This is a genomic window from Pseudomonas sp. G5(2012), assembly GCF_000408945.1.
GTDB classification, from domain to species: Bacteria; Pseudomonadota; Gammaproteobacteria; order Pseudomonadales; family Pseudomonadaceae; genus Aquipseudomonas; species Aquipseudomonas umsongensis.
This window is the reverse complement of the sequence record NZ_APIO01000067.1, coordinates 25435-36078: the sequence shown is the minus strand read 5'-3', so window position 1 is coordinate 36078 and position 10644 is coordinate 25435. Positions and strand designations below refer to the sequence as shown.

Sequence of the window (10644 nt, the reverse complement as noted above, 5' to 3'; positions counted from 1 at the left end):
AGCGTCCCTGGCGGCATTCCCACGCAGAGCGTGGGAACGATCAATCGTCGGAACGCCGCCCGGAGCATGCTCGCTCCTACAGGGGATCCAGGTGCACCCGTCATCCACAATGGATCTATGGCGTTCGCAATTCCAATGTGGGAGCAGGTCGGCTCCGGGCGGCGTTCCGACGAATCTATCAGGCGCTGTCGAGGGTGCGTCGTACCTTGTCCAGCAGTTCATTGATCTGGAATGGCTTGATCAGCATTTCCATGCCGTCGCCGAGAAACACCTGGCGGTTGATCGCGGTTTCGGCATAGCCGGTCATGAAGAGGATCGGCAGATGTTCGCGCCACCCCCGCGCAATATCGGCAAGCTCGCGGCCGCTCATGCGCGGCAGGCCGACATCGGTCAGCAACAGGTCGATGGATTCGTCGTTCTGCAGGCGTTCGAGGGCGCCTTCGATGTCGCCCACCTGGGTGCAACGGTAGCCGGCATCCACCAGCACTTCGGCAACGAACATGCGCACTGACGGCATGTCTTCGACGATCAGCACGTGCTCTCCGCCACCCTGGGCGGGCGTCGCCGTGGGTTCGACGGTGACGGCGCTGGCCGGCAACATGATGGTGACTTCGGTACCGCGCCGCGCCACGCTGCGGATGTGCGCATCGCCGCCCGACTGGCGGGCGAAACCGTAGATGGTCGATAACCCGAGCCCGGTGCCCTGGCCCAGGGGCTTGGTGGTGAAGAATGGGTCAAACACTTTATCGATGACGTTGTGTTCGATGCCGGTGCCGTCGTCGCGCACCGACAGGGCGACATAGGCGCCATCGGCCAGGTTGGGGTCACCGTGGGAATAGGCGGCATAGGTGTTGACCCAGATATTGCCACCCTGGGGCAGGGCATCGCGGGCATTGATCACCAGATTGAGCACCGCGCTTTCCAGTTGAATCGGATCGACCAGCGCAATGGCCGGCTTGCTCGTCAGTTCAAGCTTGAGGGCAATGCGTTCGCCAATAGTGCGTACCAGCAATTCCTCGAGGGAGCGGATGTGCTCGTTGATGTCCACGGGCCGGGTATCGAGTGGTTGCTGACGGGCGAAGGCGAGCAGGCGGTGGGTCAGGGAGGCGGCACTCATGGCCGAGTTCAACGCCGCTTCGGCATAGAAAGACACCTTGTCGGTGCGGGACTCGGCGACACGTTTCTGGATCAGTTCCAGGCTGGTGATGATGCCGGTGAGCAGGTTGTTGAAATCGTGGGCAATACCGCCGGTCAGCTTGCCCAGCGCGTCCATTTTCTGCACCTGCAACAGCTGGGCTTCGGTGCGCGCGCGCTCGGCGACTTCGTTGGCCAGTTGCGTCGTGGCGTCGTCCAGGCGCGCCAGGTGCGAGCGTTCACGGTGACGGTGCTCGGTGACATCCTCGACGAACACCAGGCTCAGTGCCGGCGTGCGATAGGGTGAAATCTGCCACTCGGTTTCACGAATTTCGCCCTGCACCCGCATGCTCAAGGTGCCTTTCCAGCGCTCGCCGTACGCCAGGCGCAAGCGCAGTTCCTCGATGACCGCGCACTGGTCGTCGGCGAAACACTGGCGCAGGGTATCCGGGTCGAGGTTGTCCTGGACCAGTTGGGCAAACGCATGGTTGCACTCGTGGACCTTGAGTTGTGCATCCAGCACGGCGATGGGGGCCGACACGTTGACGAAAATCTCGCGAAAGCGTGCCTCGCTTTCACGCAGGGCATTCTCGGTTTCGCGCACCCGCAGCAAAGTGCGCAGGGTCGCCAGCAATACATCCGGGTCCACCGGGTGGATCAGGTAAGCGTCGGCTCCGGCGTCGAGGCCGGTGATGATATCGCCGGTCTGGATCGACGCCGCGGACACATGAATCACCGGGAGCAGGGCGGTGGCAGGTTCCGATCGCAGTTTGCGCACGATGTCGAAGCCACTCATGTCCGGCAGGTTGACGTCGAGGATCAGGGCATCGATCGTCACGCTGGCGATCAACTCCAGGCCTTCACTGCCGGTGCCGGACTCCAGCACTTCATAACCGTGACGCTCCAGGCGCCGACGCAAGGCGTAGCGCGTGGCAACGTTGTCATCGACGATCAGCAAGCGCAGGTCACGTTTCATCGGCAGGCTCCATGGCGATGGCCAGCGGGATGATCACGAAAAAGGTCGAACCCACACCGGGTGTGCTCTGTACCCCGACTTCGCCGCCCAGCAACATCGCGAAGCGTTTGCACAGCGACAACCCGAGCCCGGTGCCACGCAGGCGTTTTTGCAGTGGGGAGTCGACTTGCGAGAAGTCTTCGAATAATGCGCCATGCAGTTCGTGAGCGATACCGATTCCGCTGTCGCTGACGGCGAAACGTACGTAGTCGCGGTTTTCCAGTTGCGCCGAGACCCGGATCTCTCCACGGGTGGTGAACTTCAACGAATTGGCAATGAAATTGCGCAGGATCTGCGCGAGCTTCTTGTCGTCGGTGTACAGGCGGGGCAGGCCCACAGGCTCCTCGAAGATCAGGTCAACGGCGGTGGTATCGACAATCGGGCGAAACATGCCACGCAGGGCGGCGAACAGGTCCAACATATCGAACCAAGCCGGTGAAATGGTGATGCGCCCGGCTTCGATCTTCGCCAGGTCGAGCAGGTCATCGACCATGTCGCTCAGCTCTCGCGCGGCGTTACTGACGAAGGCCACCTGCTTGTGCTGCTCGCTGCTCAAGGGCCCGTCGAGCTCATCGGTCAGCAGGCTGGCGATGCTCAGGATCGATCCCAGTGGCGTGCGAAACTCATGGCTCATGTAGGACAGGAAGCGGCTTTTGAGATCCGAGGCCTGGCGCAGCTGTTCGGCCTGGGTATCGAGTTCTGCGTACAGCGCCAGGACGCCCTGGTTGGTTTCATCCAGCTCGGCGCGCAGGGCAACGGCTTCACCCTGCAAGCGCGCGATCAGTGCAGCTTGTTCGTCGATTTGACTCATGGGCGTTTCAGCCATGGGCTGCCTCCAGGGCTATGACCAGTACGGTGACATCGTCTCGTCCACGACAGAAATCGCGGTGCAGGATGGCGGCAATCACGGCAGGATGGCGGTGCACCAGGCCGGGGTAGTCCGCAAGGTTCCAGCGCGACTGCAGGCCATCGCTGTACATGATCAGCAGTTGTCCGCTCACCTGAGCATAGTCAAAGGGCTGCGCCTTTCGAAACTGCCCGCCGACGATGCCGGGATGGGAGGCCAGGCCGCGGGATTGACCCGGTGCGACCAGGCAGGCGCCGATATTGCCGATGCCGACGAATTTCAACGCATCGCTGTCGGCGTTGAACTGGGCAATGGCCACTGCACCGCCACGGGTGCCGGTCATGGCTAAATGAATGTCTTGGAGCACCAGCAACGGTGAGTCGAAAGGCAGCATTGCGTAGGCTTTCTCGCCAGCACGGGCGGCGCGTTCGGCTTCTTCACCATGCCCCAAACCATCGATCACCAGGGCACTGATGCGCGGTCCGTCAAATGCCAGGTGCCAGGTATCACCGCAAGCGGGATCCTGGTGCAACGAATGCTGGCTGATACCGATGCGTCGGTCCGCGGCCTTGTCCGTTCGGGGATACAACCGTGTGAGCAGCACGGCACCCCGTGAATCGGCATAGACATCGAACACTTCAGCCTGCCGTGACACAGTACCCAAGCCGATGCCCTGGGTGCCGCCGGTGGAAAAACCGTCGGCCAGGCAGGCGTGCAAATCGAAGCCCTGTGCGCGGTCGATGGCGAGCATCTCGATGCCGGCGCCGCTGGCACGGGGGATGACCCTCAGGTGCAATTCGCCACGGCTGGCGTGCTTGAGAATGTTGCTGGCAAGCTCGGTAGCGACCAGCGCTACCCGTCCCGCATCCGTGGTGTCGAAGCCGTGTTCCTGCGCGAGATTCTGTGCGGTGCGTCGTGCGTGGCCGATCTGGCTGTTGTCCTCGATGACCAGCACTTGGGTCATCGAGCCGCCGATGTTCATGTCCATCGGGTAATCGTTACGCGAGTACCCTTTCCCGGCGCAGTATCGAGTTCGAATTCATTGACCAGCCGCTTGGCACCGGTCAGGCCCAGGCCCAGGCCGGAACCTGAGGTCCAGCCATCGGTCATTGCCAGTTTGACGTCGGGGATTCCCGGCCCCTCGTCACGGAATGTCAGCCGCAGGCCGGTACGCGGGCTTTCATCGAGGATTTGCCAGTCCATGTCGCCTCCACCGCCGTACACCATGGTGTTTCGCGCCAGTTCGCTGACCGCGGTCACCAGTTTGGTCAGGTCGATCAGGCGCATGCCGCAATCCTGGGCGAGTTTGCGCGCGAGCTGCCTGGCCAGGACGACGTCCTGTTCGATGTGAATCGGATGAGTGCCGCTGCTGCGCACAGTCATTGGTTGCGTACTCGTTCCTGAAGCAGTTTCATCCCGCGCTCGACATTCAGCGCGGTACTGACACCGGGCAGGGTCAGTCCAAGCTCCACCAGGGTGATGGCCACGGCTGGCTGCATGCCGACCAGTACGGTCTCGGCATCCATGATTTTCGACAGCCCGGAGATGGTCCCGATCATCCGGCCAATGAAAGAGTCCACCATGTCCAGGGCGGAGATATCGATGAGCACGCCGCGCGCGGACGTCCTGCTGATGCGTTCGGACAGGTCATCTTGCAGCGTCAGCGCCAGCTGGTCATGCATGTCCACCTGGATGGTCACCAGCAGGAAGCCACCCATTTGCAGAATCGGAATGCGCTCCATGGGCTCAGTCCGCCTTGTTGACGGAGAGTCCCAGCCGGGTCAGGGCCAGTTTCAGGGCATCGGCCAGGTTGGCCTTGGTCACCACGCCTTGCAGGTCCAGCCCCAGGTGCACAATGGTCTGGGCAATCTGTGGGCGAACGCCGCTGATGATGCAGTCGGCCCCCATCAGGCGAATCGCGGTGACGGTCTTGAGCAGGTGCTGGGCGACCAGGGTGTCGACGGTCGGCACGCCGGTGATATCGATGATGGCGATTTCCGAACCGGTGTCGACGATCCGCTGCAGCAGCGATTCCATCACCACTTGGGTACGTTGCGAGTCCAGCGTGCCGATCATCGGCAGGGCCAGGACGCCGTCCCAGAGCTTGACCACCGGGGTCGACAACTCCAGCAGTTCTTCCTGTTGGCGCTTGATCACGGCTTCGCGGGACTTCTGGAACGTGCGTATGGTGTGCATGCCCAGAGCGTCGAGCAATTCGGAGATTTCCCAGAGTTGCTCGGCCAACAAAGCCGGGCTGTCCTGGTAATGATTCTGCAGCAGGGCAAAAAGCGGACCCTTGAGCGAGAAGATAAAGCTGGCGGTCTGGTGCGAATCCTGGCCGAGCAGCGCACGGCTATGGGAGAGCTTGTCGAGGAACTGGCGAATTTCATCCCAGCCGACTGTAGCGATGTTCTGGTCATTGCCGTTTTGCAGACCCGAAATCACCAGTTGCAGGAATTCCGCTGTCTGCTGTTGCAGGTCTTTCTCTTTGAGGTTACGCGTGGCGCCACTGGCCTCCAGGCTATTTTTCCATTCGGCGAGCAGTGGTGCCTGATTGTTCTTCATCGCATCGAGAGTGCTGGTTTGCAGTGCCGCCATGGAACGTGTCTCCTTGAGTGTTGCGCCCGATTCCCAGAAAAAATGAACGACGCAAAAGCAATGACATTTAGCGAATGAAATAGTTGTGCGCGTTCGACAGCAATTTTCATTCGCTTATACATGCACTGTAGGAGCTGGCGCAGCCTGCGATCTTTTTTTTTGCATCGACACCGCTGGCGATGAGGCCTGGCGCAAATAAAAAGACCGCATCGACCGATGCGGTCTTTTTATTTGATCAGGGCTATTTGTCTGGATGGGCAGCCTGAAGTTTTTTCGCCATATCCAGGTGTTTTTCCAGCCCCGGCAACATTTTTTGCGCAAAACCCTTGAGTTCCGTTGCGCCTTTGGTCCTGTCGTCGGTCACGGTGTTGGCTTGTTTCTTAAATAACTCGATGGTGTCTTCATGCGCCTTGACCTGGTTGTTGGCATAGGCCGAATCAAAAGACTCGTCACGCATATCGAGGATCTTTTCCTTGGCCTGCTTCACCAGTGTCGTGTTGTCCGGCACTTCAATGTCATTCTTTTTCGCAATGGCCACCAGCTCATCGTTGGCCTTGGAATGGTCGGTGATCATCATATTGGCGAAGGCTTTGACATCGGCTGACTGGCTTTTTTCCAGGGCCAACCGACTGGTTTCGATTTCGGCGATGCCGCCCGCGGCGGCCTTGTCGACAAAGTCATTATCGGTTGCCGCGAAGGCCGCGCCCATGCTGGTGCTCAAGGCGACGGCCAAGGTGAGATGGCGCAGGTTAAATCCTTCCATTGGTTCTTCTCCACACAGTTTTCATGGGTGATCGAATTGATCGTTATAGTGTGGAGGTCGCGGAGGGGGCGAAGGTTTTATCGCATTTGCGACAGGACGACGAACGGGCACCGCTGGTCTGACAGATGGTCGACAGAACCGGCCAACCAAGGCCATTCTGATAGTTGGCGAACGCAATCAGTCGCGTTTGCTACCGATTATCCAATGGAGGTGTTCCATGCCGGTGCCCCACGATCTTTTTCAGGACTTGCATTGCACAAAGGAAGAAATCCAGCAGAAACGCACCAAGGATCCGTTACTGAATTCGCTAATCGACAAATACTCGCTGGCGGATGCCGAAGTGGTAAAGGCAGAGGAAGCCAAATCCAGTGATGATGCAGTGACGAGGCTCAAGGCGAAGCGTTTGGAGGTCAAGGACAAGATCGTCAAACAGCTCCAGTCGTCCTCCTGATGCATGTGGTGAGCCACCGACGGTCGGTGGCTGAATAATTGGAACGGCGATATTAACCGGCACCTCGAATGTTCAAAGCCCGATGACGTGGCTACAGGCGAGGTGCCCCATGGCTGATCCAAGATTTCCCAGCGAAGAACAAGGGGGCTACGACCCCATTCCGACCCATCCCGAACCCCTGAGCCCCGGTCGCACTGCCGGCAACCCGGAGGATGAACCGGGCATTGATGAATTGCCGAATAACGAGGGTGCCATCCCCATGGATCAGGATGACGGCACCGACATCGATCGGGAACGGGTGCGTGAAGAAACTGATAATGCGGTGCGCGATGGCGAATCCGATCCGCGGTAGTCAAATTCACGACAAACCCTGTGGGAGCGAGCCTGCTCGCGAAGAGGGCCTGACAGTCGACATCGATGTTGTATGCGCTGCAGTCTTCGCGAGCAGGCTCGCTCCCACCGGTTTAGCCTTTTATTGCAGCGCCGTACTCAGCGGCAATCGCACCAGGTTTTTCGCTCTCAACGAGCCAAAATACAACCAGTCCCCGTACTCGCGCGCGGTGGTTATCGGCGAATAATTGCCGCTACTGCCATCCTGCAGGTTGGCGATCACCTTGCCATCAAGGTCAAGGCCCAACACAAAGGCGCGTTTTTCCACCGGCTTGGGCAGGACAGTCATTGCCCGGGCGATCATCTTGCGCACAAATGGGTGTGGTGCAGTTTTGTCGAGCAAGGCGTTGCGTGGCGTATACAGCGCCACCCAGAAACGGTCGCGGCCGTTGAAGGCTAGGTTGTCGGGCAATCCCGGCAGGTTGTCGATGAACAGGTCATGGGTGCCGGCTTTCGATCCGCTCAACCAGTAGCGGGTAATGCGATACGCGCCGGTTTCGTTGACCAGCACGAAGGCATCGTCCGGACCCAGGGTGACGCCATTGGCAAACTCAAGCTTGTCCAGCAGCATTGTGGTCTTGCCGGTCTGGAAGTCATATCGCAGCAAGCGTCCGTCGCCGCCATGTTCGATGATTGCATCAAGGTCCTCGCCGTAGCCGAACCGGCGGGAGGCATCACTGAAGTAGGCATAGTGCCCGGGTTTATCGATGACCACGTCATCGGTGAACCCCAACGGCACACCGTCGGCGCTGGTGGTCAAGGCCACCAGGCGACCCTGGGCGTCCAGTGACAGCAAGCCTTTGACGGCGTCGGCGATTACCAGCAACCCATTGGGGTGGCGGGCCAACCCCAGGGGCCGGCCGCCGGTATCGGTCAACACTTTGGTGTCCTGGCCGTCCAGGCTGGTGCGAATGACCCGGCCATCATGCAACCCGGTGATCAGCGCATTATTTTCCAGGAGCAGCGCTTCGGGGCCGTCGATGTCCGCGGCGCCGACGCGTACCACGCCCTTGAGGCGCTGGTTGTCCGCGTACGGGTCGCTGCTGAGGGACGGCGCGGCTTCTGGGCTCCAGGCTACGGGCTGCACTTTGGTCGGCATCAATAGCAGGAAAGCGCCGATAGCGATGATCAGCAGCAGTAACCCATGGTGAAACCTTATCGGTCGGCTCACGCACGGACTCCTGACAGCGCCAGGTATTTTTGCGCGGTGTCGCGAAGCGCTTGCATGGACGCCGCCGATTCGCGATCGATCCGCCGCTTGAGCAGCAATTGGTTGGCCATTCGCATCGCCAGGCCACTGAACCGGTATTCCAGCGTGCGCACGAACCGCGTGCCATTACCTTCGGCCGCGCATTCGTAAGTCAGCAGCAACGACAGGCCATTATCGCCATGGGCCCGGGCAATCCAGCGGCGTCCAGGCAGATACTCATCGACTACCCAACTCAAGTGCCCGTCACGCCCACCGGCGCGGATGTCCTCCTCGAACCGCGCGCCAGCATGCAAAGGCCCCTTCGGGCCGTTGATCCGCAGGGACGATGGATGCCACTGCGGCCAACGGGTCACCGTGCTGGCATAGGCGAGCACGGCAACGGGATTACCGGCGATGTCGATCTGATGCTGCATGCGGGTCATGGGCGTTCTCTTGAGGTCCTCGATGGCCGGTTCCGGTTCCGGCTCCCAGTAGAGGGTGCCGAACAGGTAATCCATCAACGGAAAAACGATGTTGAAATTACGTTGCTGCATCATCTCGCGACGGTGATGCAATTCATGCAGGCGACGCATCTGGCGGATCCACGGCAGGCGCGTAATCCGGTTGTGCGGCGGCAGGTGTTCACACGCATGGAACACTTCATAGATCAGGTACCCCAGGACCAGGCAGCCGCCCACCAGCCCGGCGACGTTGACGTCCAAGGGCTTGAGCAGCCACCACAGGGGCAGGGCGATCAGCAGCGTGTGCAACACGATCAGCCAGGCCGGGAACAGGATGACGCGCCAGTCGCGAGCGTTGTCATACGTCATTTTGCCGGGGGCGAAAAAGCTGTGGTGGTCGCCGGCATGTCGGGCATAGAACATCCGCGCGAAGTTTTTTTTGTGATGGCCAAGGTGACGATGCACCATGTACACAATGAAACTGAACAACCACAGGGACACCGGCACCGCCAGCCATTCAAGGGGCTGTACCTGGTGCACGGTGCTCCAGAAAACACCGATCGCCACCAGGCCGAACATCAGCACGAAGGTGCCATGCAGCCAAGGGTTATAGCGGGGATGGATGTCACAACGGTAACGGGCGCGAAATGCTTCGGTGGTCTGCCTCACTGCAATCACCTGTCGTTATTGTTATCTCCAGCAGATTAGTCGATCCCGCGGTTTTGGTTGGTAGCTGCCCCTGTATTTTTGCTGGCGTGTCCACGATCCCATTGTGGGAGCCAGCCTGCTGGCGATGAGCGCCCGGACAACGCGATCATCCAGACAGGGCGCGTTATCATTGACATCCATCGCCAGCAGGCTGGCTTCCACAGGAGATTGGGGGGTATTTGCAAAAGTCAGGGCGCAATCAGCTCAGCGGGTTCCAGCGTTGTGACCAGTCGTCATCGCTGCTGATCACCTCGCGCAGCAGATCGAAAGCTCGCTGTAGAGCTGCCGAATCGCGGTCGCGTGAGTACACCAGGTAGGTCGGATAGCTGAACTCCGGGGCCTTGGGCACGGGCTCGAGCATGCCGTTTTCCAGGTAGCTCTGGACCACCCGCGTGCGGAAGTAGCCGCTACCGCCGTGTTCGAGGATGTACTGCAAACCCAGCGGGCCAAGATTGAAACTGAGCGCCGCCTTGGCTCTTTCCGGCAGGGCGGCATCGTGCTGGCGCCTGAAGTGCTGGCCCCAGTCGATGTACACGTAGGGTTCGGGGCGTTCGGGGTGGCGCACGAGGATGAGTTTTTCTTCGAGGATCTGTTCGACTTGCAGGCGTGGCCAGTATTCGGGCTGATAAACCAGCGCTGCATCGAGCACCCCAAGCTCCAGTTGGCGCAGCAGGTTTTCGCCGTCGCGGATTTCCATGCGCAGCGCATGGCCGGGAATCCTGTCGCGCAATACGCCGGCCCAGCTGAGCATCAACGGGTTGCACAGGCTGACCTCGCCACCGATGTGCAGCACGTCGTGGAACCCCTCGGGCAAGGGCAAATCCCGGCGTGCGGCTTCCCAGGTTTCCACCAGTTGATTGGCATAGATCACGAAAGCCTCGCCATTGGGCGTCAGGCGGGCACCGGCACGGTTGCGCACGAACAGCGTGCTGCCCAGGTGACTTTCCAGCTTCTGTACCCGCGCGGTAATCGCGGTCTGGGTGACGTGGAGTTTCTCGGCGGCCGCGGCAAGGCTGCCGTGGCGGACGATTTCCAGGAAGGTGCGGGCGAGATCGATGTCCATGGGGCGGCCGGTGCGGGAGATGTTC

At 60.3% G+C, this 10644-nt stretch carries 12 protein-coding genes; 2 read left to right on the top strand and 10 right to left on the bottom strand.

Features of this window, described 5'->3' with window-relative positions:
- Positions 1 to 178: 178 nt before the first annotated feature.
- The 7 genes from PG5_RS21215 to PG5_RS21185 all read right to left on the bottom strand — a co-directional run bounded on the left by PG5_RS21215 (position 179) and on the right by PG5_RS21185 (position 6357).
- Entirely contained in the window at positions 179 to 2110 is a 1932-nt protein-coding gene (locus PG5_RS21215) for a response regulator (RefSeq protein ID WP_020799168.1), read from the bottom strand.
- Positions 2100 to 2975: a sensor histidine kinase KdpD gene (locus tag PG5_RS21210; protein ID WP_020799167.1), complete on the bottom strand. Its 876-nt coding sequence runs from the start codon at positions 2973 to 2975 to the stop codon at positions 2100 to 2102. Before PG5_RS21210 ends, PG5_RS21215 begins: the two co-directional genes overlap by 11 nt.
- Entirely contained in the window at positions 2968 to 3978 is a 1011-nt protein-coding gene (locus tag PG5_RS21205) for an ATP-binding protein (RefSeq protein WP_042955610.1), read from the bottom strand. The genes PG5_RS21210 and PG5_RS21205 overlap by 8 nt, the downstream gene beginning before the upstream one ends.
- A complete protein-coding gene (locus PG5_RS21200; RefSeq protein WP_020799165.1) occupies positions 3975 to 4379 on the bottom strand; it encodes an anti-sigma regulatory factor in 405 nt (134 codons plus the stop codon). The genes PG5_RS21205 and PG5_RS21200 overlap by 4 nt, the downstream gene beginning before the upstream one ends.
- Positions 4376 to 4738, bottom strand: coding sequence for an STAS domain-containing protein (locus PG5_RS21195; protein WP_020799164.1), 363 nt, complete (start codon positions 4736 to 4738; stop codon positions 4376 to 4378). The genes PG5_RS21200 and PG5_RS21195 overlap by 4 nt, the downstream gene beginning before the upstream one ends.
- A 4-nt stretch (positions 4739 to 4742) precedes the next feature.
- Positions 4743 to 5594, bottom strand: coding sequence for an STAS domain-containing protein (locus PG5_RS21190; protein ID WP_020799163.1), 852 nt, complete (start codon positions 5592 to 5594; stop codon positions 4743 to 4745).
- Between the two features lie 241 nt (positions 5595 to 5835).
- The gene (locus PG5_RS21185) at positions 5836 to 6357 is read right to left on the bottom strand and encodes a DUF4142 domain-containing protein (RefSeq protein ID WP_020799161.1); all 522 of its coding nucleotides are present in this window, start codon (positions 6355 to 6357) and stop codon (positions 5836 to 5838) included.
- A gap of 217 nt (positions 6358 to 6574) precedes the next feature.
- Between PG5_RS21185 and PG5_RS21180 the strand changes: the two genes are divergently transcribed.
- Both PG5_RS21180 and PG5_RS21175 read left to right on the top strand, forming a co-directional pair.
- A complete protein-coding gene (locus tag PG5_RS21180; RefSeq protein ID WP_020799160.1) occupies positions 6575 to 6808 on the top strand; it encodes a DUF465 domain-containing protein in 234 nt (77 codons plus the stop codon).
- 109 nt (positions 6809 to 6917) lie between these two features.
- On the top strand, positions 6918 to 7160 hold the full coding sequence (locus PG5_RS21175) for a hypothetical protein (protein WP_020799159.1): 243 nt from the start codon (positions 6918 to 6920) through the stop codon (positions 7158 to 7160).
- A gap of 120 nt (positions 7161 to 7280) precedes the next feature.
- On the opposite strand, the gene PG5_RS21170 is transcribed toward PG5_RS21175, so the two are convergent.
- The 3 genes from PG5_RS21170 to PG5_RS21160 form a co-directional block, all read right to left on the bottom strand.
- The gene (locus PG5_RS21170) at positions 7281 to 8369 is read right to left on the bottom strand and encodes an SMP-30/gluconolactonase/LRE family protein (RefSeq protein WP_020799158.1); all 1089 of its coding nucleotides are present in this window, start codon (positions 8367 to 8369) and stop codon (positions 7281 to 7283) included.
- The gene (locus PG5_RS21165; RefSeq protein ID WP_033044389.1) at positions 8366 to 9517 is read right to left on the bottom strand and encodes an SRPBCC family protein; all 1152 of its coding nucleotides are present in this window, start codon (positions 9515 to 9517) and stop codon (positions 8366 to 8368) included. Before PG5_RS21165 ends, PG5_RS21170 begins: the two co-directional genes overlap by 4 nt.
- Before the next feature lie 238 nt (positions 9518 to 9755).
- Complete coding sequence (locus tag PG5_RS21160; RefSeq protein WP_020799155.1) at positions 9756 to 10619, bottom strand: LysR family transcriptional regulator; 864 nt, start codon at positions 10617 to 10619, stop codon at positions 9756 to 9758.
- Between the last annotated feature and the right edge of the window lie 25 nt (positions 10620 to 10644).

Coding starts and splice junctions, on each gene's coding strand:
- PG5_RS21160 (WP_020799155.1), bottom strand. CDS start 10,619: ATGGACATCGATCTCGCCCGCACCTTCCTGGAAATCGTCCGCCACGGC.
- PG5_RS21190 (WP_020799163.1), bottom strand. CDS start 5,594: ATGGCGGCACTGCAAACCAGCACTCTCGATGCGATGAAGAACAATCAG.
- PG5_RS21215 (WP_020799168.1), bottom strand. CDS start 2,110: ATGAAACGTGACCTGCGCTTGCTGATCGTCGATGACAACGTTGCCACG.
- PG5_RS21175 (WP_020799159.1), top strand. CDS start 6,918: ATGGCTGATCCAAGATTTCCCAGCGAAGAACAAGGGGGCTACGACCCC.
- PG5_RS21180 (WP_020799160.1), top strand. CDS start 6,575: ATGCCGGTGCCCCACGATCTTTTTCAGGACTTGCATTGCACAAAGGAA.
- PG5_RS21200 (WP_020799165.1), bottom strand. CDS start 4,379: ATGACTGTGCGCAGCAGCGGCACTCATCCGATTCACATCGAACAGGAC.
- PG5_RS21205 (WP_042955610.1), bottom strand. CDS start 3,978: ATGAACATCGGCGGCTCGATGACCCAAGTGCTGGTCATCGAGGACAAC.
- PG5_RS21195 (WP_020799164.1), bottom strand. CDS start 4,738: ATGGAGCGCATTCCGATTCTGCAAATGGGTGGCTTCCTGCTGGTGACC.
- PG5_RS21185 (WP_020799161.1), bottom strand. CDS start 6,357: ATGGAAGGATTTAACCTGCGCCATCTCACCTTGGCCGTCGCCTTGAGC.
- PG5_RS21210 (WP_020799167.1), bottom strand. CDS start 2,975: ATGGCTGAAACGCCCATGAGTCAAATCGACGAACAAGCTGCACTGATC.